General features: G+C 32.5%; 20 protein-coding genes. 14 read left to right on the top strand and 6 right to left on the bottom strand.

The annotated features are described in order from the left end of the window. The first annotated feature begins 45 nt into the window (after positions 1–45). The 8 genes from ABD935_RS16045 to ABD935_RS16010 all read left to right on the top strand — a co-directional run bounded on the left by ABD935_RS16045 (position 46) and on the right by ABD935_RS16010 (position 15,442). Entirely contained in the window at positions 46–2,247 is a 2,202-nt protein-coding gene (locus ABD935_RS16045) for a hypothetical protein (RefSeq protein WP_345193821.1), read from the top strand. A 27-nt stretch (positions 2,248–2,274) separates the two neighbouring features. Next, complete coding sequence (locus ABD935_RS16040) at positions 2,275–8,007, top strand: T9SS type A sorting domain-containing protein (protein WP_345193819.1); 5,733 nt, start codon at positions 2,275–2,277, stop codon at positions 8,005–8,007. Further along, entirely contained in the window at positions 8,004–8,711 is a 708-nt protein-coding gene (locus ABD935_RS16035) for a hypothetical protein (RefSeq protein WP_345193817.1), read from the top strand. The genes ABD935_RS16040 and ABD935_RS16035 overlap by 4 nt, the downstream gene beginning before the upstream one ends. Before the next feature lie 89 nt (positions 8,712–8,800). Continuing rightward, the gene (bshC, locus tag ABD935_RS16030; RefSeq protein ID WP_345193815.1) at positions 8,801–10,402 is read left to right on the top strand and encodes a bacillithiol biosynthesis cysteine-adding enzyme BshC; all 1,602 of its coding nucleotides are present in this window, start codon (positions 8,801–8,803) and stop codon (positions 10,400–10,402) included. 327 nt (positions 10,403–10,729) lie between these two features. Next, complete coding sequence (gene guaA / locus ABD935_RS16025) at positions 10,730–12,265, top strand: glutamine-hydrolyzing GMP synthase (RefSeq protein WP_345193813.1); 1,536 nt, start codon at positions 10,730–10,732, stop codon at positions 12,263–12,265. Between the two features lie 353 nt (positions 12,266–12,618). Next, complete coding sequence (locus ABD935_RS16020) at positions 12,619–14,556, top strand: PBP1 and LysM peptidoglycan-binding domain-containing protein (RefSeq protein WP_345193811.1); 1,938 nt, start codon at positions 12,619–12,621, stop codon at positions 14,554–14,556. A gap of 109 nt (positions 14,557–14,665) precedes the next feature. Further along, positions 14,666–15,208 carry a DUF922 domain-containing protein gene (locus tag ABD935_RS16015; protein ID WP_345193808.1) on the top strand — a complete coding sequence of 181 codons (543 nt, stop codon included), beginning with the start codon at positions 14,666–14,668 and terminating at the stop codon, positions 15,206–15,208. Between the two features lie 3 nt (positions 15,209–15,211). After that, the gene (locus tag ABD935_RS16010; RefSeq protein ID WP_298556188.1) at positions 15,212–15,442 is read left to right on the top strand and encodes a DUF3820 family protein; all 231 of its coding nucleotides are present in this window, start codon (positions 15,212–15,214) and stop codon (positions 15,440–15,442) included. A gap of 490 nt (positions 15,443–15,932) precedes the next feature. On the opposite strand, the gene ABD935_RS16005 is transcribed toward ABD935_RS16010, so the two are convergent. The 3 genes from ABD935_RS16005 to ABD935_RS15995 are packed head-to-tail and all read right to left on the bottom strand — an operon-like array spanning position 15,933 to position 18,545. Next, positions 15,933–16,808 carry a sterol desaturase family protein gene (locus tag ABD935_RS16005; RefSeq protein ID WP_345193803.1) on the bottom strand — a complete coding sequence of 292 codons (876 nt, stop codon included), beginning with the start codon at positions 16,806–16,808 and terminating at the stop codon, positions 15,933–15,935. A 39-nt stretch (positions 16,809–16,847) separates the two neighbouring features. Further along, the gene (locus ABD935_RS16000) at positions 16,848–17,324 is read right to left on the bottom strand and encodes a monoheme cytochrome C (protein WP_345193801.1); all 477 of its coding nucleotides are present in this window, start codon (positions 17,322–17,324) and stop codon (positions 16,848–16,850) included. After that, positions 17,325–18,545, bottom strand: a complete 1,221-nt coding sequence (locus tag ABD935_RS15995; RefSeq protein ID WP_345193800.1) for a sulfite oxidase — start codon at positions 18,543–18,545, stop codon at positions 17,325–17,327. A gap of 128 nt (positions 18,546–18,673) precedes the next feature. Between ABD935_RS15995 and ABD935_RS15990 the strand changes: the two genes are divergently transcribed. Further along, on the top strand, positions 18,674–19,366 hold the full coding sequence (locus ABD935_RS15990) for a hypothetical protein (protein ID WP_345193798.1): 693 nt from the start codon (positions 18,674–18,676) through the stop codon (positions 19,364–19,366). Positions 19,367–19,556: 190 nt separating this feature from the next. On the opposite strand, the gene ABD935_RS15985 is transcribed toward ABD935_RS15990, so the two are convergent. Then, the gene (locus tag ABD935_RS15985) at positions 19,557–21,158 is read right to left on the bottom strand and encodes a phospholipase D-like domain-containing protein (protein ID WP_345193795.1); all 1,602 of its coding nucleotides are present in this window, start codon (positions 21,156–21,158) and stop codon (positions 19,557–19,559) included. A gap of 279 nt (positions 21,159–21,437) precedes the next feature. Beyond that, complete coding sequence (locus ABD935_RS15980; protein WP_345193793.1) at positions 21,438–21,878, bottom strand: hypothetical protein; 441 nt, start codon at positions 21,876–21,878, stop codon at positions 21,438–21,440. Positions 21,879–21,978: 100 nt separating this feature from the next. Here ABD935_RS15980 and ABD935_RS15975 point away from each other — a divergent pair, with 100 nt between their 5' ends. The 4 genes from ABD935_RS15975 (at position 21,979) to ABD935_RS15960 (ending at position 24,524) form a co-directional block, all read left to right on the top strand. Next, positions 21,979–22,911, top strand: a complete 933-nt coding sequence (locus ABD935_RS15975) for a peptidylprolyl isomerase (RefSeq protein WP_345193915.1) — start codon at positions 21,979–21,981, stop codon at positions 22,909–22,911. Positions 22,912–23,049: 138 nt separating this feature from the next. Beyond that, entirely contained in the window at positions 23,050–23,472 is a 423-nt protein-coding gene (locus ABD935_RS15970; protein WP_345193791.1) for a hypothetical protein, read from the top strand. 20 nt (positions 23,473–23,492) lie between these two features. Next, positions 23,493–24,038, top strand: coding sequence for a YfiT family bacillithiol transferase (locus ABD935_RS15965; protein WP_345193788.1), 546 nt, complete (start codon positions 23,493–23,495; stop codon positions 24,036–24,038). Beyond that, a complete protein-coding gene (locus ABD935_RS15960) occupies positions 24,039–24,524 on the top strand; it encodes a GNAT family N-acetyltransferase (protein WP_345193786.1) in 486 nt (161 codons plus the stop codon). On the opposite strand, the gene ABD935_RS15955 is transcribed toward ABD935_RS15960, so the two are convergent. Beyond that, entirely contained in the window at positions 24,521–25,078 is a 558-nt protein-coding gene (locus ABD935_RS15955; RefSeq protein ID WP_345193784.1) for a thioredoxin family protein, read from the bottom strand. The genes ABD935_RS15960 and ABD935_RS15955 overlap by 4 nt on opposite strands. Positions 25,079–25,125: 47 nt before the next feature. On the opposite strand from ABD935_RS15955, the gene ABD935_RS15950 reads away from it, so the two are divergent. Beyond that, positions 25,126–25,461: a tRNA-binding protein gene (locus ABD935_RS15950; protein ID WP_345193782.1), complete on the top strand. Its 336-nt coding sequence runs from the start codon at positions 25,126–25,128 to the stop codon at positions 25,459–25,461. The last annotated feature ends 46 nt before the right edge of the window (positions 25,462–25,507 follow it).

The following is a 25,507-nucleotide window of genomic DNA, read 5'->3' as shown; positions in this document are numbered from 1 at the left end:
TATAATTCAAAATTAAAAGAAAACCAGTATTTATAAAAACCCATTATGAAACACATACTAGCCTTAGGATTGTTCCTTTTTTTTGCCATAAAATCATTTGCCCAAACTGATGGTATAACGTACCAAGCTGTTATTATTGGTCCTGATATTTTGGAATTACCTGGTATAGATTCTGAAGGTAATATTCTTCCCGTTACTACGGTGGCAATACGATTTACCATTTTCGATTCAGGTAACCAAGTAGAATTCCAAGAAGTGCAAATAACAAATACCGATGAATTTGGTAGAATTAACCTTATAATAGGAGCTGTTGAGCATGACGATTTTGAAGCCATTAGTTGGGATGGTACGCCAAAAGATTTAAAAGTTGAAATAGACTTTGAAGGCGGTAGTAATTTTGTAGATATGAGTAGAGAGATACTTACGTTTGTGCCTTATGCATACCATAGAAATATTACTGCAACTGGAACTTTAGACGTGGACGGTGATACGTTTTTAAATAGAGAGCTCACAGTAAATGGGCCAACAAATTTATATAGTACACTTACTGTATATGAAGGAAATGAAACCAATTTGTCTGGCGATTTAACGGTCGATGGAGCAACCAATCTTAATAGTACTTTGGATGTAAATAATAAAAGTACAACAAATTTAACAGGTGCTTTAAATGTTGGTACTGCAAGCGGAACAGATGATGTTGATGCGCCTACGGTACTTAACGGAACATTAAATGTTGTTGGAAAAACGACGGTTACCGATTTTGAAGCTACTGGTCAATCAACTTTTAATGAGTTAACAGCTAATACTTTAGAGGTTATTACATCTTCTGATTTGTTAGGAGATACTACAATGAATGGTGTGGTTTCTATTGAATCTGATGAACAAGTTAAAATAAATGTTGGATTAACTGCTGCCGGTAGTGGTATAGACAATCATCCAGTATTAATAGAAGGTGGCACTCAAGGATTGGCCATTAGAGTTAGTGGAGGAAGAAATAATAATACTAATTTTATTACTTTTTTTGATACCACTAGGACAGAATCTTGGGGTAGGATAGAAGGGGAATTACCTTCTGAATTTGGAAACAATGCGGATTATGATTTTGATCAGCGCTCTTTAGATTATGATATAGCTGATGGTGTTTTGGATGTTGCTTTTGCAACCTATGATTTGGTGGCTTCTTTTGCCGAAATAGGGATTGCAAGTACATCTTCTACTGGATGTGTAGGTTTTGGTGCTTGTGTTACAGGCCCTATACCATCATGGATTGTTGGTAGTATAGCACAATCTGTCGCTGCAGGAATTCAGTTAGCTACGACCATTGTTGCCGCTGGTGTTTCTATTAATAATAAGGTTGTGTATGATGATAATAAAATAACCTATCAAGGGGTAACTTATGCCTCTGGAGCTGGTGATTATGCTGAATATTTGTTAAGGGAAAAGGCCAGTGAACATATTACTTACGGCGATATTGTAGGAGTGAAAGGTGGTAAGATTTCAAAAAACACCTTAGACGCTGAAAAGATTATGGTGGTATCTTTTAAACCTATTGTACTTGGCGCTCAACCTCAATATGATAACGAACACCTTTATGAAAAAGTAGCTTTTATGGGGCAAGTGCCAGTAAAAGTTATCGGAAAAGTGAATATTGGTGATTATATTATTCCTTGTGGTTTAAATAACGGGATGGGTATTGCCATTAATCCTGCTTCGGTAAGTAGTAAGAATATCAATAATATTCTTGGTGTTGCTTGGTCTGAGGCAGAAAAAAGAGATCATGTAGATATGGTGATGGTTGCAGTAGGCTTAAATATTAATAACACGCATTTAGTTGTTCAAAGTTTAGAAAATGAAGTATTAAAACAGGCAAGTGAGATTAATGAGTTAAGAGATAAAATTTCTGAGATTTTTGAAAAATTAGATCAGTTTGCACCGGGCTCATTAAAAGGGAAGGTGTTACATAAGGATGCTCATGATTCTGATGATGAAGATTCAAAGCATGAAGTCAATCAATATTTGGATGATTATACATATTACCAAATAACCGATGAAGACATCCAAAAAGGTATTGCTTTAGCTGAAGTACAAATGAGGGATAATGGAATTGATTTAGAGAATAATGAAGTTTGGAAAAAAATTAAGAATGACCCATCATTTAAGTCTAATTTGATTGGTAATATCAAGAATCAATATTCAAAACAAATCCATCATCATAAAAAAATTGATGGAGTTATAAAGGGTAATTAAAAACAAAGTTTTTATAGCGTAACTATTATGAAAAAACATTTTTTAGTTTCTTTTTTAACCTTATTGTTTGCTTCTACTATATTGTATTCGCAAACAAATATTCCTGATGATAATTTTGAAGCTTACTTAGAAACACATGATATAGATGGAAATGAAGTTCTGCTAGGTGACGCTAATAGTTTGGGAGACGGTACAATAAATAACAATAGTGTACCCAAAGGAAAAATTGCTAATGTTATTAACCTAAATATTAGTAACAGAAGTATTTCTGAGCTTACAGGTATTGCTGATTTTACAAGTTTAGAAACTCTAATTTGTAGTAATAATAAATTAACAATTCTCGATGTTTCCACAAACGTTAATTTAAAATCCTTGTTATGTGGCGTCAATCAATTAACAGATTTAGATTTAAGGCAACTTTCCAATTTAGAAGTATTAGATTGCTCAGGGAATCAGTTAGTGGCATTGCTGCTACAGGAAAGTAACTCGGCTTTTAATCCTGCGTTATCTCGACTTACTTGCTCAAATAATCAATTAAGTACTATTGATGTTGGTCAGAATGTTGATCTAGTGTCCTTAACCATTTCAAATAATCAATTTGATGGCGAGTTAGTTGTGAGCAATAATATAAATCTTGAAAGTTTATTTTGTGCTTCAAACCAAATTACAATATTGAATGTATCATCAAACACCAATTTAAAAACCCTTGATGCTTCTAATAATTTGATTTCAACATTAGACTTGAGTACTATAAATGCAGTTGACTGCCCCAATCCACAAACAGTCCCAACTACTATTTGTCAAGGTGCAGCATCTATCAATGTGTCTAGAAATCAATTAACATCGTTAGTTGTAAATAATGGTTTTAATAATTTGATTTCAACATTCAATTCTGAGGATAACCCCGATTTGTTTTGCATTCAGGTTGATAGCGGATTTACTCCTCCAGAAACAGGTTCTAATGATTGGAAAAAAGATGATTGGACGTATTATAGCGACACCACTTGTACCGATATATTTACTTATGTTCCAGATGATAATTTCGAGGATTATCTTGAAACAAATGGTCTTGGCGATGACATAGCAAATAACAATTTTGTATTAACGGCCAGAATTAATAATCTATCAACACTTAATGTTTCAGGTAATACTATAGACAATCTAACAGGTATCGAAGACTTTAAGGATTTGGAAATTTTGGATTGCAGTGATAACAGATTAAATACTTTAAATGTATCTAGCAATGGTAATTTGACCAATATCAATTGTTCTAATAATATTTTACCAAGTTTAGATTTAAGCGCCAATACACCACTTTTAGTTTTAAATTGCTCGGCTCAAATGCCTTTTGTTGATACACAGGATGCTAGTAATAACTATACTTTTGATACATTAAATGTGACTTCAAATACGGTATTAACAATTCTTAATTGTTCAAATAATGCATTAGCTCAGTTAGATATAAGTAATAATGTACAATTAAGCGATTTGAACTGTTCTACAAACCAGATAGAAGCATTAAATGTGACTTCAAATACGCTTTTAACCAGTCTTTTGTGTAATAACAATAATTTGTTCACATTAAATATGAAAAACGGACAAAATCCAAACCTCATAAATTTAGATGCACAGAATAATTCAGATTTAGCATGTATAGAAACGGATACAGGAATTGTGCCAGGTGGCGTAACTTGGGCAAAAGATGCCACAGCTGCTTATAATGTTAATTGTGGAACTTATGTGCCAGACGATAATTTTGAACAAGCATTGATTGATTTGGGTATAGACACTGTTGGTGCATTAGATAATTTTGTGTTAACATCCGATATTAATACGCTCATTTCTTTAGATGTTTCAAGTGAAGATATTTCAGATTTAACAGGCATTGAAGCTTTTATAGCATTACAAGACTTTAATTGTTCTAGCAATGCGTTGACTAGTTTGAATTTAAATAGTAACACGGCCTTAACCGATCTTAATTGTTCCAACAATCAAATTGAAAATTTAGATGTCACTTTAAATACACTTCTTACAAGTTTAGCCTGTGATAATAATGCACTATTCAAATTAAATATTAAAAACGGAACTAATAACACATTGGCTACTTTTAATGCAACAAATAATGCAAGTCTATTTTGTATTAATGTTGATGATGCAATTATAGGAAGTATTTCTGGTAGTTGGCAAAAAGATGGTATAGCTTCTTATAACGGAGATTGTGATGGTTCGCGTTTCACAGCAATTCCAGATAATTTCTTTGAGCAAGCACTTATTGATTTAGGTCTAGATTCTGGGCCTTTGGATAATCAAGTACTTACAGCAAATATTGAGCATGTTTTAAGTTTGGTCATTAATGATAAGAAAATCCAAGACCTGAGCGGTATCAAAGGCTTCTCGTTATTAAAAGAATTAGATTGTAGCGGGAACAGTTTAAACACGCTAGATGTAAGCGGTATAGTTAATTTAGAGGAACTAAATTGTAATTCAAATTACTTATTAACCAATGACACAGCAGATACAAATGGATTACTTGATATTACAGGAACAGTAAGTTTGAAAAAACTATTCTGTGCAAGTAACAACATGAGTAAGTTAGATATGTCTGCTAATCTTAATTTAGAAGTGTTGGATTGTGCCAATAATAATTTGGATGTGCTAGATATTGCATCTAATAGCCTACTAAAAACACTGAATTGTTCCAATAATAATTTAGCAAGTCTAAATATAAGCAGCAACCTTGTTTTAGAAGAAGTAAACTGTAACAATAATAAAATATTAAGTTTAACAGGATATGCTGTAAATAATAGTACACTAAAAGAATTGAGTTGTAATAGTAATGATTTATCAACTTTATTAGTTAATCGATATTTGGCATTAACAACGTTAAACTGTAGGTCTAATAAATTAAGTCAGCTAATTGTAACGTCTAATACTGCTTTAGAAACTTTAGATTTTAGTGATAATATGATTGCTGATATATCGCTAGCAAGTAACATTAATTTAGTTTCAGTTTTAGCCTCTCAAAATGAATTAACCCAACTCGATTTAAATGCGAACACAGGTTTAGAACGATTAAATTGTGATAACAATCAAATAACTCAATTAGTTGTTGATACAGCACCACTACTTAAATATTTTTCTGCTAATAGTAATCAATTAACAGATTTAGACTTAAGCGTAAATGGCAATTTAATTGAAATACAGGCAAGCTCAAATATGTTGTCAAGTTTAAGTTTGTCTGCTAATTTAAACACATTAAAAACCTTTAATTGTAATAATAATCAATTAACTGGCAATATTGATTTAAGTGCGATGGGAACAACTCCGTGTCCAGCACCAGACCCAAATAATCCACAAGGTTTTTGCCCTGATAGCATTTCAATTAACGTGTCAAACAATCAACTGGATTTTGTAAATATTCAAAATGGAATAAATAATGAAATTCAAAATTTTAATGCCATTAATAATCCTGACATCACTTGTATTCAGGTTGATGATGAAAATAATATAGGCGAAAGTTGGTTAAAAGATGCCACTGCTCAATACAGTATAGATTGCCGTTTTGGTGAAACTTTTGTTCCTGATGATAATTTTGAACAGGCCTTAATAACTTTAGGTTATGACACAGGTGCATTAGATGATTATGTACCAACAGCAAGCATAAACACGCTTACTGCTTTAGACATTAATGGAAAAAGTATTTCAGATTTAACTGGAATAGAAGATTTTGATGACTTGCAGAATTTGAATTGCTCAAACAATACATTGAGCGTTATAGATTTAAGTAAGAATATAAATTTAACAGAAATCAATTGTTCAGATAATACGTTTTCAGATTTGGATTTTAGCAATAATATAGCGCTAACAACGATTAATTGTTCAAATAACACATTAAGTAGTTTGGATTTAACGGCTAACCCCAATATTACAAATCTAAACATTGCTAATAATGTATTTATAGAATTCACATCATTTAGTATACCAACACTTGCGGTATTTAATTGTGATTCAAATCAATTAGTTGAACTTGATTTTACAGCAAATGCGTCATTAATAAACCTGAGTTGTCAATCTAATGTATTAGAAATATTAAATCTTAAAAATACCCAAAACCCAAGTCTAACTAACTTAAACGCTCAGGATAATTCAAGCTTAACATGTATAGAGACCGATACTGGTGCCGTGCCTGGAGGAGTTACTTGGTTAAAAGATGCTACTGCTCAATATGAAATAAATTGCCATTACGGACAAACTTACGTGCCAGATGATGCTTTTGAAACTGCGCTTGCTATTCTAGGTTATGACTCCGGACCATTAGACGATTATGTTGTAACGGCTAATATTGAAACTATTTCATTTTTAGATATAAGTAATAAAGGCATTATAGACTTAACAGGTATTGAAGCGTTTATAAGTTTGACGAATTTGAATTTTTCGGAAAACACCATTACCAATATTGATTTAAGCGATAATATACTTTTAGATAATTTGGATGCTTCAAATAATACGCTTGCAGCTATAGATTTGTCGTTTGCACCTAATTTAAGAGTAGTAAATCTATCAAATAATGTATTGGCTCAACTAAATTTAGATGCTAATATAAACGTCATCAATTTGAATGTTGCTAGTAATAGCTTGACAAGTTTAAATGTAGGTTTGTTGGTTAATTTAGAAATACTCAATTGCTCAATAAATCAATTGGGAAGTTTGGATATGACATTAAACCCAAACTTAAAAGAATTGTATTGTCAGACGAATCTATTCATTCAAGATAAATTGAATATTCAAAATGGAGCAAATCAAAATCTTGTAATATTTAGTGCTATTAATAACCCAGATTTAAGATGTATTCTTGTAGATGATCCATTTACAGTCATATCGAATACAAACGGAAGTTATGATGATTGGTATAAAGATGCTACAGCAAATTACCAAACTATTTGTGCTGATGCGGATAACGATGGTATATCTAATGCAGAAGACCAATGTCCGAACACCTCTTTTGGTAGTACAGTAGATTTATTTGGATGCCCAATTTTAAGTTTGCCTAACAACAATTTTACGATTCAAATAACCAGCGAGACGTGTTTAAACAATAACAATGGTAAAATTAACATCGCAACATTAGAGTATTATAATTACACAGCCACTTTAACCAAAGACAATTTTTCCAAAGCCTATAAATTTACAAATGATATAGACATACTTAATCTTCTTGCAGGAACTTATAAAATGTGTATAACTATTGAAGAATGGCCTAATTACATGAATTGTTATGATGTTGTAATTAGTCAACCAGAACCACTTAGTGTGTCAACAAATAAAAGTACTGATGGTAAAAAAGTATCTATAAAAATGTCTGGTAGCTCAAGCTATAATGTGGATTTTAATGGCTTAACATTTTCTACTAACGATTCAAATATCACGCTAAATTTACAAGAAGGAGCCAATGCCATAAAAGTTAGCACAGATATAGAATGTCAAGGTGTTCATGAAGAACGTATTTTGGTTTCTGATAAAGTGATTGTTTATCCAAATCCATTTCAAGATAAAATCAATATGTATTTGGGTGAAAATGATACTGAAAAAGTTGTGGTAAATATGTATTCTTATTTAGGGCAATTGGTGTATTCTAAAACCTTAACTAACCAAAAATCTGGTAAGATAAGTTTAGATACAAATAACCTAGCTTTGGGTATTTATACCATATCCATTCAAACAAACACATCGTTATCAACATTTAAAATTATAAAAAAATGAGACAGACATTATGCATTATTTGTTTAGCTTTTTTGATTTTTGGATGTAGTAAATCTTCTGATGATAATATTGAAGTAGGTGAGAACCCAACAGATATAGGAAATGAAGGAACAGATTTAGGAGTAGAATTATTTTTCCCACAAGAAAATATGCTGTGTAATGAGGGTACAAACTTAACACCATACGAAAGCACCGTATTTTTTGAATGGCAGGCCAATAAATCGGGGAATTATAAAATAGTCATTGAAAATTTATCAACAGGAGCTATCATTGAGCGCGAAACTACAGAAGATATAATTCCAATTGTTATTCAACGTGCAACAGCGTACTCTTGGTATGTTCAAACCAAATCAGGAGGGAAAACAGAACAAAGTGCGACTTGGCAATTTTATAATGCTGGACCTGGAGTACAATCTTATGCGCCATTTCCAGCGGTAATTAATGCGCCTAATATGGCACAATCTATAACAGCCACAACTGCTGTTACTTTACAATGGACAGGGAATGATGTTGATGATGATATTGCTGGATATGATGTTTACTTCGGCACGAATTCTACACCAAGTCTTTTTGCAGGCGATATTAGTGCTACTGAGTCTAATGTTCCAGTAACATCCGGAACTATTTATTATTGGAAAATAATAACTAAAGACAGTTTAGGCAATGCTTCGGATTCGGGTATCTTTCAATTTAGGGTATTATAATACGACTTAATTTAAAAAAACTCTTAACGTAATTTTTAGATTTCTAAAAATAGAATAGCTGTATATTTACATCATTATTTAAATGAAATATGCAGAAAAACAATATCCCTTTTCATAAAACAGGTTATTTTTCATCATTAATTTGTGATTATTTAGATGAAAAATCAGAATTAGGGCAGTTTTACAATCGTTTTCCTGAATTAGAAAATTTCAAAGCTCAAATAGAAGAAAAACGTTTTTCAGTTCGAGCGGATTCAAGAGCTATTTTAAATAATGTTTTAAAGAATCAATATCAAAATATTGAAACTTCAGAATTAACATTTCAAAACATTGAAAGTTTACAATCTGAAAATACATTTACAATCACAACAGGGCATCAACTTAACTTATTCACGGGGCCACTTTATTTTTTATATAAAATTGTATCGACAATCAATCTTTCAAATGAATTAAAAACCAAATACCCGGATTATAATTTTGTTCCTGTGTATTGGATGGCAACCGAGGATCATGATTTTGAGGAAATAAATTATTTCAATTTTAAAGGGAAAAAAATCAGATGGCATAGAGATTCCAAAGGGGCGGTAGGTGAGTTAAATACGGATGGGTTAGAAGCTGTGTTTAATGTTTTATCGGAAGAACTTGGGCAAAGTAAAAATGCTGCCATTTTAAAGACGCTATTTAAAAAAGCATATTTAAACCATGATAATTTAGCAGATGCCACACGATTTTTAGCAAATGAATTATTTGCAGAAAACGGATTAGTAATAGTAGATGCTAACGATGCGGATTTAAAAAGGCAATTTATTCCAATTATTGAAGACGAGTTGATAAACCAAACATCATTCGAAGCAGTTTCAAAAACAACTAAACAACTTAACGATCTATCAACAAACTATAAAGCGCAAGTTAATCCAAGAGAAATAAATATATTCTATTTAAAAGAAAATTTAAGAGAGCGCATTGTTTTTGAAGATGGTGTTTATAAAGTTTTAAATGCAGAAATCGTTTGGAGTAAGGATGACATATTAAAAGAAGTCTCTGAACATCCTGAGCGGTTTTCTCCAAACGTTATCATGCGCCCATTGTATCAAGAAGTTATTTTGCCTAATCTTTGTTATATAGGTGGTGGTGGGGAATTGGCATATTGGTTCCAGCTAAAATATTATTTCAATACAGTAGAGGTGCCATTTCCAATATTATTACTGCGTAATTCGGTTTTAATTCAAACTGAAAACCAAAATAAGAAACTTAAAAACCTAAATATTTCTATAGAAGATATTTTTTTAAAGCATGATGCCTTTATCAATAAAAAAGTTAGAGAAATATCTAATATTGATATTGATTTCACCGAACAAAAACATCATTTAATAAAACAGTTTCAAGAATTATACAAACTGGCAGAACAAACCGATAAGTCATTTTTAGGCGCTGTAAAAGCGCAAGAGGTAAAACAATTAAAAGGGTTGGATAATTTAGAAAAACGCCTTCTAAAATCTCAAAAAAAGAAGTTGTCAGATCATGTATTGAGAATGACAGATATTAAAAATGAATTATTTCCTGACCAAAGCTTGCAAGAAAGAAACACCAATTTTTCAGAGTTTTACCTAGAATATGGTGAGTCACTTATTCCCAATCTTATTAAAAACTTAGAACCATTAAAAGGCGACTTTTTAATAGTAACACTTTAATAAATAATGCATAAAATTGATATTGAATTAGTTGAAATGACTTTGGATGCCATGAAATATGCTATAGATAGATTGTCTTCAATACAAACTAAAATAGATAAGCTATACGTGTGGAAAAAATAAAACGTTAGTTCGCAAACTATAACAGATAAGGGTATATATGCTTTTAGTTCGGCGATGTTTTTGAAACCGTTTTACGTTTCTGTTTTATTAATCCTGATACGACTGAAAAGAATATAGAACTGATTTTAGATGTTATGGTTAAAAAATAATGAAAAAAGAATGATTCCTAATTCGTCAATATAAAATCAATTCCTATTTTTGCGCATGCAACATGACAAGGTATTAATTTTAGACTTCGGATCGCAATACACACAACTTATTGCCCGTAGAGTTAGAGAGCTCAATGTATATTCCGAAATACATCCATTCAATAAAATTCCAACTAACATAGAAGAATACAAAGCTGTAATTCTTTCTGGTAGCCCGTTTTCGGTAAGAGGAGAGGGGGCTTTACATCCAGATTTATCTGAAATAAGAGGTAAAAAACCTATGCTTGCCGTTTGTTACGGCGCACAGTATTTGGCACACTTTTCCGGTGGTAAAGTAGCACCTTCAAGTACGCGTGAGTACGGTCGTGCTAATTTATCTCATATTAAAAGTAACGAACCATTTTTAGCTCACATTCATACAGGGAGTCAGGTTTGGATGAGCCATAGTGATACAATTAAAGAGTTACCAACTAATGGGGTGTTAATTGCAAGCACCCACGATGTTACTAATGCGGCTTATAGAATTGATGGCGAGGAAACCTATGCCATTCAATTTCATCCAGAAGTGTATCATACAACAGATGGAAAGCAATTACTAGAAAATTTTTTAGTTGATATAGCAGGATTACATCAAGATTGGACGCCAGATTCTTTTGTTGAAGAAACCGTTGAAGCCATTCAGGAGAAAGTGGGGAATGACAAGGTTGTACTTGGACTTTCTGGCGGTGTAGATTCTACGGTAGCGGCTGTATTGTTGAATAAGGCCATTGGCAAAAACCTGTATTGCATTTTTGTGAATAATGGTTTGCTTCGTAAAAATGAATTTGAAAGTGTCTTAAATCAATATGAAGGTATGGGGCTTAACGTAAAAGGCGTTGATGCTTCCAAAAGATTTTTAGATGCTTTAGCTGGGATAGAAGATCCAGAGAAAAAGCGAAAAGCCATAGGCAATTCATTTATCGAGGTTTTTGATGACGAAGCGCACAAACTAGAAGATGTAAAATGGCTGGCTCAAGGTACTATTTATCCCGATGTTATTGAAAGTGTTTCTGCAACAGGAGGGCCTTCTGCCACTATAAAAAGTCATCATAACGTTGGCGGATTGCCAGATTTTATGAAACTTAAAATTGTAGAGCCACTTCGTGCAATTTTTAAAGATGAAGTAAGACGCGTAGGTGCTACTTTAGGTATAGATCCAGAATTGTTAGGACGTCATCCATTTCCTGGTCCAGGATTGGGAATTAGAATTTTAGGAGATATTACTGCTGAAAAAGTACGTATTCTTCAAGAAGTAGACGCCATCTTTATCAACGGTTTAAAAGAATGGAAGTTGTATGATAAAGTTTGGCAAGCTGGGGCGATGTTATTGCCTGTTAACAGTGTAGGCGTAATGGGCGATGAGCGTACTTACGAAAAATGTGTCGCTTTAAGAGCTGTAGAAAGTACCGATGGAATGACCGCAGATTGGGTGAATTTACCTTATGAGTTCTTGCAAAAAACATCAAACGATATAATAAACAAAGTAAAAGGCGTTAACAGAGTAGTTTACGATATAAGTTCGAAACCACCAGCAACGATAGAGTGGGAATGATTTAGTTTTGAAGCTTGAAGCTTGAAGCTTTAAGTTATAAAAGTAAATAGGTCGAATTTATATTGAGTATTTGACATGAACTACCAAACTAGTTCCCCTCCTTGGAGGGGTTAGGGGTGGGTTAAGATCAACAGTGGCGCGTTAGGGATTGAAGTGGAAAGCCCACAGGGAGGTACGACCGAGGACTTGTAGCGGATAGCCCGACCCTTGGGTAACGCCCAAATAGTTTTTTGGCATACTATATGCTAATGTTAAAAAAGAAAGGAACAGTTTTCGTCCTTCAGCACAAAAACTAACGTATATAATTTAGTTAATTACGTTTTATTATATTTATTTCGGCAGATAACAACAATATGAATAGATTTTTATTAGTACTGGTTTTTGTTTTAGCATTTGGTTTTTCTTCTGTTAGTGCACAAAATTTCAGCACACATCAGGTCAAAAAAGGCGAAACTATTGAAAGCATTGCTAAGCGTTATTTTGTAACGCCTTTTGATATTTATAATTTAAATCCAGATGCTAGAAAAGTGTTGAAACCTAATACGGTTTTAATCATTCCCATTTCCAAAGCAAAAAAGCCAAAAATAACTGTTGTTAAAGAATTGCAGGGTTTTAAAGAACACAAAACAAAGCGTAAAGAAACCCTATATAGTTTGTCGAAAAAGTATAATGTTTCGGAAGATGATATTAAGAAATATAACAAATCCTTATACGCTAATCCTTTACGCAAAGGCGACCGACTCCAAATACCGAGATTTAAAATCACAGAAGTTGTAGAGGAGGCAAACCAAACACAGGAGTACACCGTGCTACCTAAAGAAGGGAAATGGCGTATTGCTTATAAATTTGGAATTACTGTAAAAGAATTAGAGGTATTAAACCCAGAAATGACAGAGGTACTAAAAGAAGGCCAAGTTATTAAAGTGCCAAATCTTGATGCCGGTGAAGTTAAGGAAGTTGATGATAAATATAGTTATTATAAGGTCTTGCCTAAAGAAGGCTTTTACCGTTTAAAACTAAAATTAGGTTTAGAGCAATCTCAATTAGAAGATTTAAATCCAGGTCTAGAAGCCAGTGGTTTAAAAGAAGGGATGATTTTAAAAATCCCATATTCTAATTTAACTAATGGTATTATTCAAGCAGATTTTGAGCATATTAATCTAGTGGATAGCATTTCAGATTTTAAAACTAAACACATTGCTGTAATGCTGCCTTTTAGAATGGATCGTGTAGATTTTGATTCTATAATTGATGTTAAACGAAGTCTTAAAAGAGATCCTTATTTAAAAGCGTCGTTAGATTTTTATTCGGGTGTTTTAATGGCTTTAGATTCTTTAAAAACATTGGGAGTTTCTTTGAAAGTTGATGTTTATGATACTAAATATGAAGTCAGTGAAGTATCAAGAATCATAAAAGAGAATGATTTTGAAAATGTAGATGCTGTTATTGGCCCGTTAACACCAACTAGTTTCCATAAAGCAGCTTCAGAATTAAGAGTTTATAACACACCTGTTATTTCGCCTATTGGTACCAATTTAAAATTATACGATAATGTATTTCAGTCGAGACCATCAGATGAATTATTGAAAAGTAAAATTGTAAATTTTGTACGTGCAGATACTTTAGCTACTAATATCATTATTATTTCCGATACAAAGACGGTGGCAGTTGCCAATGATATTAAACGAGAATTTAATCATGCACAGCAAGTCTTCTCTAGAAAAAGTGAAAAGACGGGTGAAGATGAGTTTTTTGTTACTAAAGAAGATATAGAAAATGCTCTAAAATCAGGTAAAAATGTGGTGTTTTTGGAAACTAAAAACGAAGGTTTTGCGTCTAATGTCACAAGTGTTTTGGCTTCGTTAATTCAAAAAGAGAATAAAGAGTTAGAGGAAGAAGAAATAGAAATTGTATTGGTTACAACAAATGTAAATTCAGCGTTTGAAGGCGATCAAATAAACAATACGCATTTATCAAATTTGAAATTTCACTTTGCTACAGGTTCGAAAACATATAACGAAAACGATAATAATGCATTCGTAAACAAGTATGATAAACTTTATAATATTACGCCTAGTAAAAGGGCAGTTAAGGGTTTTGATTTAACCATGGATGTGGTGTTGCGTTTAGTGTCTTCAGAAGATTTATATAAGTCTGTTACAAATGCACCACTAACGGAATATGTTGAAAATAAATTCGCATACAAAAAGAAACTCTTTGGCGGGTATTTTAACGATACTGTTTATCTTGTAAAATATGATGATTTAACTATTGTTGAGGTAAACCAATAAGTATATCTGCTTCACGTTAATGATCTAATGTGTCATTGCAAGCAAGCATGATGTGGCAATCTCTTTATTAAGTGTTCAGAGGTTTTATTAAAACTTGATAGCAAATTCCGTGATAAAATTTTTTCTTGTAATATGTTGTCTTTTAAGCGTTCAAAAAGAAGAACCTGTTTTGTCTTGGGATGACTCCTATAAATTATCTTGGACAGATTTTAAAGCAAAACCGAATACTAAAGCAAATGCCGTAGCTATAACAGCATCTGGAATTACTTTTGGATTTTCTATTACAAAAACAGACGATAATAAAGTAGTAGGTTTTACATCTGATGTGCATGCTCATTTTTACCCAGAACAATCATGGTACAAAAAAGAACGCGTAGACAGCCATATTTTAGGACATGAACAATTGCATTTTGATATCACTGAATTATACGCTCGTAAGTTTAGGCAACGTATAAGTGATCTTAAAACATCAAATAGTATTAGAAAGGAATTGAAAGCCGTTCATAACGCTATTCTTAAAGAATTGTCTCAGATCCAAGGCCAATACGATAAGGAAACCAATTATTCAATACATTCTGAATCTCAAACAAAATGGCAAACCTATATTGCTGTAGAGCTTGATAAACTTTCAAAATTCAAATCTGTAGATTAACCTATGTTGCCAGATAAACAATTCTTAATAGATTTAGCGCATACCAAGATGCCTTTTGGTAAATACAAAGACCGCTATTTAATAGATTTACCAGAATATTATGTGGTTTGGTATCATAACAAAGGCTTTCCAAAAGGGAAGTTGGGTACTATGCTCGAGCAAGTTTACGAACTTAAGCTAAATGGCTTGGAGGAATTGATTTGGAATATTAGGAAACAGTATCCGAAAAGATAAAATTTCATTTTCCGATTTTCAGCGATTGGGTCATTTTGGTCAGTGTTGAATTTTTCAAAATTTTTGAAATCCGCTTCCGATAGCTATTGGAAGCGGAATAATACCAATTACAACTTAAAATGAGATTAAAATAAAATGATTATTTTTTTCTTTATTTGATTTACAAAAAATAATGCATAGCCTTAGTTACGGTTTCTTTTTTTAATGAGAAAGAAAGGAAAAAAGGACGCTTTATTAAGCTTCTTTTAAGTTGTAATTGGTATAAATTCTAATGTTGGCTTAATTCAGCTTACAAATTTTAACAAGTCATCTTATACCAAATTAAACATATAATGTCGCATATAAATCGTTTCTTTTTGGCTTACTTTTTATTAAAAATTTTTACCGTAACAAAGGCTATGCTAAGAATTTTTAATTTCAATTAATCAAAAAATAATTCAATTTCTTATTACGACATTATATATTTAAATTGGTATTAAAACTCAAATAATCAACGCTGATTTTTTTTAAAACCGTAAAGGTTTTGGTGTATAAAATCTTTTGGAAATTTATCATCGCCTTTAAATCCAATCTCTATGGTACCGCTGTCTTCAGGAATGTAATTGGTTTTAAAAATATAATCCCAAAGGCTTAAGCTAATCCCGTAATTCACACCATATTTCCCTTTTGGTAACACATAAGCATGGTGATATAAATGCATGACAGGATTATTGAAAACATACTTTAATGGTCCCCAAGTAATTTTAATGTTAGCATGGTTAAAGTGCCCAATAGCAATGGTTATAAAGTGAATGATGTAAGCTTGGTCTGGCTCAAAACCACCAATTATCATAACACCAAAAGTTTTAAGGGGTTTATAAAAAATGTTTTCCATCCAGTGGAATCTTAAATGTGCAGCAAAGCCCATTTCCTTTACGCTATGGTGTACTTTATGAAACTTCCAGAGAAACCCATATTTGTGTAATAAAACGTGCGTAAACCATTGTACAAAGTCAAGAATAATGAAAAACACCAACAATTGCAGCCAAGGCGCCCATTTGGAGATGTCGAAAATCGCTAGGCTTTTTGCTGTAATATTAATTTCGCCAAAAAGCAATCCTAATATCTCGTAAACACCACTAATAACTATGGAGAACATGAAAAAATTAAAGAACATATAAAACGCATCCAACCAAAAGTCGCGTCTAAAAATGGATTGTTCTTTTCGCCACGGAAAGGCGATTTCTAAAAGCCATACAAAAAGTGAGATGGCTATAAGTCCCCAAAAATAATTGGTGTACCATGGTACTTCAAATATTATAGATTTCCATGTCCAATTTATTGTGCCTTGAAAGGCATTGATAAATGCGTCTAAATACTTTTCCATTTTAATTTGTGTTAAACTATTAGTAAAAATAATATGGTATTAATCCTCAAATTCATACCAATCGATATCTGTTAAAATCATTCGTCTTCCTTTAGCTATTGGCGGATAATTGGTGACTAAATAATTAACAATAACCTCTTGATTTCTGCCTAAATCCCAAAGGTTTTGTGTTTCTTGCATCCACTTTATTGTTGCATTCCAACGTTCGGCATTCATTCTGTTTTGTGTCACTAATTTTGAGGAATGACAATTGGTGCAATTATTTACAACGGTCATCAATCCTTCAGCATCAACCAAACCAGTTCTTACATGAATTCCATTTTCAATCCGATCTTCATCAACTTCAACAGGTTCTAATGTTACAGTTTTAGATTTCGACATAAAATCAAAGATGTCTGGATTAGCCATGTAATACATCAATCCACCTCCAGTAATTACAAACAAGACAAAAAGCAGCATCAAAAGGCGATACACTTTTCTAACTTGTGCTCTAAACACTTTCTCGTCATTACTCATTTATATAACTTTTACAGCTATTCTATGGCATGCATTATTTAAATACCCCTTTGGATTCCAACCGGGTAATAGCATAGGTTGGGCTATACCATTGGTATCTGTTGCTCTTGCCCAAACTTCATAGTAGCCAGATTTTGGAAAATCTACTGTGGCCGAAAAATGTTGCCAAGCTAAACGATTAACCGGTTTTTCAATAGGGCAAATGCTCCAAGTAGAACCAAAATCTATGGAATATTCCATTTTACCAACCTCTAATTCTCCTGCCCAAGCATGACCTCTAATATTTAAAGGCTTTCCATTTTTTATTATTGCCCCCGTTTTAGGGTAGGTTATTAATGATTTTACTGGCATAGACTCTATGATGCACATGTCTTCATCTTTCACTTTTTCTCCTGGAGCAACAGGTTCACAAGGGACTCTATAAGCAGTTCCAGTCATTTTTGTGCCATCATGTACTTTATTCCGAATACTAATTCTGTTGATCCACTTGCCAGAAACCGAAGCTGGCCAACCACCTGCAACCAAGCGTAAAGGATACCCATGAATTAGTGGTATATCGTCACCATTCATTTTAAAGGCTAAAAGCGTTTCGTCTTGCATGGCTTTAGACATGGGGCAACCTCTGGAAATGGGTTCCTTTTTAGGATCCATACTAAGGTGTTTATCTACGGCATGATACCCAATATAAACAGCATCACTTTTAATACCTGCATCTTCAAGTACATCACGTAAACGTACACCCGTCCATGAGGCACAATGTACGGCACCAATAGTCCATTGGTTTCCTTTTGCTGGTGGGTCAAATTCAGCACGACCATTGCCACCGCATTCTAAGGTTAATTGGTAGGTATGTTGCTCGAATTTAGATTTTAAATCGGACAATGTGTATGCTTTTTTGTTTTTAACCGACTCGCCATCAATCGTGAGTGTCCATGTTTTTGGGTCTATGCCTTCTGGTACCAATCCATTATTTCTGATGAACATACACGAATTAGGTGTCATCTTATCATCTAATAAATGTGCTTGTGCTTCAATATTCCATGGTTTATCATTTAGCACAACCATGTCTTTATGCTTGTTAAATAGTTTAAAAGGGTCAGGGTCTTGTAATGCTAAAGGAACATAACCATCGATCATTTGAGAGCCAAAAACAAGCTCTGTTCCTATAAGCGTGGCGAATGAACTTACTGCTGCTTTTTTTACGAAATCTCTTCTTTTCAAAATACTTAATTTATAGGTTTATAAATTAATTACACAAGTTACAGTTTCTGATTATCTTTTCTTGTAACCAATGTTACATTATAATTTTAGATATAATGCTAAATTGCATAATTACTTAAAACCACACAATGATGAATATCATGACAAAAGATTTCGAGACCAACTTTACAGGTTGGGCATTTATTGTAGCGGCATTGCTATTATGGTTTGGTTGGGCATTATCTCCTCATCATATTGGCGAATATATTGTAGCTTCAGATTTTGAAGCCATTGGTGAAAACGTTTGGACTTGGATTTGGATGTATCGTATTCATATTTTTGGTTGGGTTACCATGGGCATTGCTTTATTTGCTTTGGTGTCCGTAACGGCAAGGAAACCTTATCGTGTACTCATATTGCCAGGTGCTGGTATGTTGATTATAGGTACGTTTACCTTGGCGATTGCAAACGCTTATTTTTATAATTTTGGTGCTTGGGGCGTTGGTCAAACAGCAGGGAAGTCTGCCGTTGAAATCCAAACCTTTGTAAATGATATTTTGTACACAAACCAATATGTTACTTGTTTTATACGATTCGGTCGTGTCTTTTCTGGTGTTGGTTTGGTCTTGTTGGGCTATGGTTTGATTAAATGGCATATAGTAAGTAAGTGGTTGGGTTGGTTTACACTACTATTGGGTCTTGCTGCTATGGCTGTTGTTATGGGAATTCCTGATAATTATGAAATCTATAAACCACTATTTCATGTTAAAGTAATTTGGTTGGTGGCTACGGGTGTTGTAGTACTTGTTAAAGGAGTTCATTTGCCTAAATCTGTTGGATAGAGGTTTGTTGTTAAATAAATTTTTAAAATCTCAAATAAAATAGTAGACTTCTATTCCTGTATAGCTTAATAAGCTTTCGGAATTCAAATCTGTAGATAGTATCCTAAGTGAGTTTTTGATATTAAGGAATTTATTTACATTTTACTTGTTATATAAGCATGTTAGGGGCTGGCATTCTTCTACTTTTATTTTATTCATTATCAGGAAGAGGAAATCCAGCTTTGATTAACATTTCCTTTTTCCATAAATCTTTATCTTTCCAGGTTTTACTTCTATTTCTAATTGAGGCTATCCAACCTTTAATTGGCTTATAATATGCTTTTTCCTCCTTTGTTGGTTTTCTATTTCCTAATTTGTTTTTCCAATTCTCAAGCTCTCTCCAATTTTTTAACCCCTCTTCTATTGATTCACGATGTTTTTGCTTTTTGTACTCCCATTCAACACCATTTTCATACAGTAGTTTGCCTAACATTTTTTCTTTCTCAATACTCAATAAATCAGTTCTATTCTCTCTGTCTTGTTTTGTTTTAAATGACATTTGGTCGCTTAACCAATGTCCAATGTATGTTTTTTGTGATGGTACAGTTTTATAATTATTTTTCTTTGAGTAATAATTTTCTAGTTCTACATATGTATCTGACCATTTATCCTCTGTAGTTCTGAAACCTAAAGTAGAAACATTCCAAACAAAATTTATGGAATTCATTTTATCTTCTTCTTCTTTACTCCATTCGATACCATAATTTTTATTTCCCTTTCTTCTTTGTTTTTGTTGAGCACACCATAAACCAACTTCATAATATTCATTTGATTTATTCTTAAATTGAGGAACATAAGTATATTTTTTATCTGGGTCAACCTTGTTTTTATAATCTATAACTTTCTGGAAATCTTTATGCCATTTTATTAACTGTTTACGTTTCAGACCAATTCCATCAAAAGGAAAATCTATGTCTAATAATCTCTCGAAATATTCATAAGGTAATGAGTTTTCGCCTTGACCGTAAAGTGAGTGCATTTTCTGATACCATCTAAATAATTCGATATCTTGAGTGTGCTTACTGACTATTCCAGAAGGTCTTTCGTTTTGTTTATATATTATATATCTTTCTATTATCGTTTCAAACTTAATTTTGTCGTTTTCTGTGAATTTTTTCTCGTAATTATTTCCAGACTTATCATCATCGTCTTCATCATTATCTGTTTTTGGCTCATCGTTATAATTTGATAATAACTTTTTCTTAACTAACTCCTTTAATAGTTCTTCTGTAAGTAAATTAATATTTGGTGAAGAAAGGTCTATAAGACTTGAGTAATATTGTTTGATTTCGGTAAGCGTATTTAATCCTTTAGAACTAGTTTTAGATGAAAAGTCGAATTTAATTGAAGCTTCTAAATTTGTATTTAATGCTTGATAAGTAAGGTTTGATGATCCAATAATTATTCTAGAAAAATCAACACCTTCAAATATGAATAATTTTGGATGATAAATAGAACGCTTATTAAGTTCATCGTGATAGATGTAAGTTTCTATATTATGATTTAATAGAAATTTTAGTGCATCTTCTGAAGTAACATTGTTGTCAATTCCAATGTAAAAACGAATGTGTTCGTAATTTGATTTAGCTGTTCCAAGATTAGACTTTAATGAACTAACACCAGATAGTGTTGCAAAAGCAACAAAGCCATTAAATTTATTGTAGACTTTACTTTCAAAAGATTCAGCAAGTTGTTTTCTGACATTATTTTTATTTTCAGAATCAAGTCCGTTTCCTAAAAAAGTTGTTTTCATTTACTGTCGTTCGTTTTTGCTTGCACCTAACTCGTTATATAGTAACTTTTATTACCGATATCCCGTAAATAAGTGAGGATATAGTAACTTTTTTGTTACCGTTATCCCGTAAAGATAATTTTTTTTATAGTATTATCTAACAGACTTTTTTTGCTATAGTAATTTTTTTGAGGTAACAAGAGTGTAAAACTAATTTCAATCATTTGTTGTATTTAGTCATCACAATCTTCCGTGAAAGCGAGTGTCATCAGTTTCAAAAGATTATACTGAAGTAAGTAATTAACGATTAGTATTGAATAAAACCTCCTGTTTTTTGGCAGATAACTTTAAAGATTCAATAGACGCTTTGTCAAATTTAGAAACATCCTCTTTTTCAATCTGAAAATCTATCCTTGTAATAAATCTATTAGACACATTAGAGTGGTCGGATTCAAATTCATCTGTATCCGAATTTAAGATTAAATCAAACTCATTTCCTTGTATTGCGAGTTTTGCACCTTTCATGGTTTTAATTTTAAAACGGCCTACAATTATAGCAATTACATAAAAGTATCCTCCTAATTCGGAAGTTTTTGCAAACAGCACATTTTGTTCAGAAATAGCAAAAGGGTCTTCATCAATAGAGTTTATAATATCCTTGATGTAATTATCATCATGAGTTGGCTGTATGGCATGAGCATTCCCAAAAGCACCAAAGATTTTATCGAACTTAAATTTCATAAACAAAATAATTTTGGTAAAACTAGAATTATAATTATAAAGCACAAAACTATAATCATAAATGATTTCATATATTTGCACTTTCTTAAAAACCACAACAATGCAAGACGGATTATACGCAAAATTTAATACAACAAAAGGAGAAATCCTTGTTGCTTTAGAGTACAAAAAAACACCAGGAACAGTTGGGCACTTTGTAGCTTTAGCAGAAGGGAACTTAGAAAACAAGGTTAAACCTCAAGGAACACCATATTATAATGGTTTAAAGTTTCATAGGGTAATTCCAGATTTTATGATTCAAGGTGGTTGCCCACAAGGATCTGGTTCTGGGAATCCAGGGTATCAATTTGATGATGAGTTTCATCCAGATTTAAAGCATGATGGACCAGGGATTTTATCAATGGCAAATGCGGGACCAGGAACTAACGGAAGTCAGTTTTTTATAACCCATATTGAAACCAGTTGGTTAGATGGTAAGCACACCGTTTTTGGAAAAGTAGAACATGGGCAAGAAGTTGTTGATGCTACAGAACAAGGCGATATAATTGAAACTTTAGAAATTATTAGAGTAGGGGCAGATGCTGAGGCATTTAATCCTGTGGAATCATTTAGAACATTTGAAGGTTCTAGAGAAAAAAAACTAGCAGAAGCAAAAGCTAAAGCTGAAGCTGAGTTAGAAAAAATTGCTTCGGGTTTTAATAAAACAGATAGCGGATTGCGTTATCAAATTATTCAAGAAGGTCAAGGTGCTAAAGCAGAAAAAGGTAAAACCGTTTCTGTACATTATAAAGGGCAGTTATCTGACGGTACTGTTTTTGATTCTTCGTACAAACGCAATGAGCCTATCGATTTTCCTTTAGGTGTTGGTCAAGTTATTCCAGGATGGGATGAAGGTATTCAATTATTAAAAATTGGAGATAAAGCGCGTTTTGTAATACCAAGTCATTTAGGATATGGTAGTGCAGGAGCTGGAGGTGTTATACCACCGGATGCTACTTTAGTTTTCGATGTTGAGTTGATGGATGTGAAATAAAGTAAAAATTTTATATAAAAATATAAGACTGTCTGAAAAGGCAGTCTTTTTTTTGTTTCTAATTAACCAAATGGCTGATAATTATTTGGTTCATCGATTATATTCTTTACTATACTTTGTTAAATATATTTTTGCACTGTGATAAGTGTAAAACAAACAGATTTATATTCCGAAGTTCTTAAAGAGTTGAATTATTCTTTTGGAGATATCTTTATTTTTGACGGATTTATAGTTTCTGAAATTAATCAAGGTGTTAATTTTAGTTGGAACAATCATGCTAAACAGATTGTTGATGATGTGTCTTGTTTTTTAGGTACAGACGGAAGGGATCTGATATACATTTCGAACCGTATCAACCCTTATGCTGTTGTTGCTATGGATTGGTTGAAGTTTTTTAAAAACCATTACTACTTAAAAGGCTATTATGTGGTAAGTGATAATAAGTTCGGTATCATGAATTTAATGGTTGAAGAATTATTTTTTAGAAATAAAATAAAAAACTTTAACTCTATTTACTCCGCTGTAAATTGGACTAAAAAAGGGAGTGCCATTGTTGCCTAGTATTTTTTATCTTTGTTTTTATGACAGAGCAAGAACTACAAAACCTTAAATATCCTATTGGACAATTTGTTTGTCCAAACACTATTTCCAAACAACATATTGAAAGCTGGATCTCTATATTAGAGCATTTTCCAAACCGATTAGAAAACCTAGTTAATGGCTTAACAGATAGAAAATTGGACACTGTTTATAGACCAGGTGGTTGGACAATAAGGCAAGTGGTTCATCATGTTTCTGATAGTCATCATCATAGTTATACACGTTTTAAATGGGCATTAACTGAAGATAAACCAATTATTAAAGCCTATTATGAAGATCGTTGGGCAGAACTTATAGATTCTAAATTCGCTCCATTAGATATGTCTTTACACCATATTAAGGCTATCCATTTTAAATTGGTTTATTTATTAAAAACATTATCTGAGGATGATTTAAACAAAAGTTTTATTCATCCGGAAACTAATAGTGCCGTTTTGCTTAGTTATAATGTGGGGAATTATGCATGGCACAGCAACCATCATTATGCGCATATAGAAAATTTGATGAAGCGTAAAGGTTGGATTTAAATGATTAGACCCGTACATATAAATGATGCTCAAGCATTACTAGATATATATAACTATTATGTGTTGCATACTACAGTTACTTTTGATATTGAAGCACTATCACTTAAAGCATTTGAAGATAAATTAAACCATATTAATGCAGATTACCCTTTTATTATTTATGAGGAAAATAATGAGATATTAGGGTATGCATACGGTAGCAGATTTAGACCAAAACCGGCTTATGATTATGTGGTGGAATCTACCGTTTATGTAAAGCATAATTCGTACGGAAAGCGAATAGGTACTAAATTATATGCTGAATTATTAAGCTTGCTCAAAGAAACTAATCTGCATACCGTTTTGGGTGTGTTAACTATTCCTAATGAAGCCAGTATTAAACTTCATGAAAAATTTGGATTCGAGCAAGTGGCTAACTTAAAAGAAGTAGGCTTAAAATTTGGTAAATGGCAGAATGTTGGTATTTGGCAATTAAAATTAACCTAATATTTCCATTTAATATTACAGCCTATACTTGGCTTTTGAGTTTCTGTATTCTTTTTTCCTTCAATTAAACAATCTAAAGCATATCGCAAATCTTTTCCTGTAACTGGAAGTCCGTTTCCGGGTCTAGAATTATCAAGTTGACCTCTGTAAACAAGCTCCAGATTATTATCAAAAACGTAAAGATCAGGAGTACAAGCAGCATCATAAGCTTTTGCTATATTTTGCGTTTCATCATACAAATATGGAAATGGATAGTTTTCCTTTTTAGCATGAAGCTTCATTTTTTCTGGAGAATCTTGCGGATAATTAACAGCATCATTACTGGAAATAGCAATAAAATTAATTCCTTTTTCCGCGTAAGCGTTTGCTATATCAACTAACTCAGAATTCACATGAATTACAAAAGGGCAATGGTTGCATATAAACATGATTACTGTCCCTAAATTACCTTTTAACTCATTAAAATTTAATCGATTACCTGAAACCGTGTCAAAAAGTGAAAAATCTGGTGCTTTTGTTCCTATCGGAAGCATATTTGAAGGAGTGCGTGCCATAATAAAATGTTTTATTCAAAGTTCGTGATAATTTGTATTTTTAAAAAATGGATAAGACAATTATTTTTGACGACTTTACCAAAGTAGATCTACGCATTGGTACTATAATAGAAGTTAACGACTTCCCGGAAGCACGACATCCAGCCTATCAATTGATTATTGATTTTGGCGATTTAGGTGTTAAAAAATCGTCAGCTCAAATCACAACGCTCTATAAAAAGGAAGATTTACTTCAAAAACAGATTGTAGCGGTGGTTAATTTTCCAAAAAAACAAATAGCCAAGTTTAGTAGCACATGTTTGGTGTTAGGTGCTGTGAATAGCAAGGATGTTATATTGTTAAAACCTGAAAATAAAGTGAAAAATGGAAGTGTTGTGAGTTAAAGTTGCCATATGTTTAAGAATAAAAAAACCGTAATTAAAGAGATAA

The sequence above is a fragment of the Algibacter agarivorans genome (assembly GCF_039543245.1).
GTDB classification, from domain to species: Bacteria; Bacteroidota; Bacteroidia; order Flavobacteriales; family Flavobacteriaceae; genus Algibacter_G; species Algibacter_G agarivorans.
This window is presented reverse-complemented; position numbering and strand designations above follow the sequence as displayed.

Excerpts from the sequence above, each read along its gene's own strand:
- ABD935_RS16045 (WP_345193821.1), top strand. The coding sequence starts at position 46 with ATGAAACACATACTAGCCTTAGGATTGTTCCTTTTTTTTGCCATAAAA.
- ABD935_RS16040 (WP_345193819.1), top strand. The coding sequence starts at position 2,275 with ATGAAAAAACATTTTTTAGTTTCTTTTTTAACCTTATTGTTTGCTTCT.
- ABD935_RS16035 (WP_345193817.1), top strand. The coding sequence starts at position 8,004 with ATGAGACAGACATTATGCATTATTTGTTTAGCTTTTTTGATTTTTGGA.
- bshC (WP_345193815.1), top strand. The coding sequence starts at position 8,801 with ATGCAGAAAAACAATATCCCTTTTCATAAAACAGGTTATTTTTCATCA.
- guaA (WP_345193813.1), top strand. The coding sequence starts at position 10,730 with ATGCAACATGACAAGGTATTAATTTTAGACTTCGGATCGCAATACACA.
- ABD935_RS16020 (WP_345193811.1), top strand. The coding sequence starts at position 12,619 with ATGAATAGATTTTTATTAGTACTGGTTTTTGTTTTAGCATTTGGTTTT.
- ABD935_RS16010 (WP_298556188.1), top strand. The coding sequence starts at position 15,212 with ATGTTGCCAGATAAACAATTCTTAATAGATTTAGCGCATACCAAGATG.
- ABD935_RS16005 (WP_345193803.1), bottom strand. The coding sequence starts at position 16,808 with ATGGAAAAGTATTTAGACGCATTTATCAATGCCTTTCAAGGCACAATA.
- ABD935_RS16000 (WP_345193801.1), bottom strand. The coding sequence starts at position 17,324 with ATGAGTAATGACGAGAAAGTGTTTAGAGCACAAGTTAGAAAAGTGTAT.
- ABD935_RS15990 (WP_345193798.1), top strand. The coding sequence starts at position 18,674 with ATGATGAATATCATGACAAAAGATTTCGAGACCAACTTTACAGGTTGG.
- ABD935_RS15985 (WP_345193795.1), bottom strand. The coding sequence starts at position 21,158 with ATGAAAACAACTTTTTTAGGAAACGGACTTGATTCTGAAAATAAAAAT.
- ABD935_RS15980 (WP_345193793.1), bottom strand. The coding sequence starts at position 21,878 with ATGAAATTTAAGTTCGATAAAATCTTTGGTGCTTTTGGGAATGCTCAT.
- ABD935_RS15975 (WP_345193915.1), top strand. The coding sequence starts at position 21,979 with ATGCAAGACGGATTATACGCAAAATTTAATACAACAAAAGGAGAAATC.
- ABD935_RS15965 (WP_345193788.1), top strand. The coding sequence starts at position 23,493 with ATGACAGAGCAAGAACTACAAAACCTTAAATATCCTATTGGACAATTT.
- ABD935_RS15960 (WP_345193786.1), top strand. The coding sequence starts at position 24,039 with ATGATTAGACCCGTACATATAAATGATGCTCAAGCATTACTAGATATA.
- ABD935_RS15955 (WP_345193784.1), bottom strand. The coding sequence starts at position 25,078 with ATGGCACGCACTCCTTCAAATATGCTTCCGATAGGAACAAAAGCACCA.
- ABD935_RS15950 (WP_345193782.1), top strand. The coding sequence starts at position 25,126 with ATGGATAAGACAATTATTTTTGACGACTTTACCAAAGTAGATCTACGC.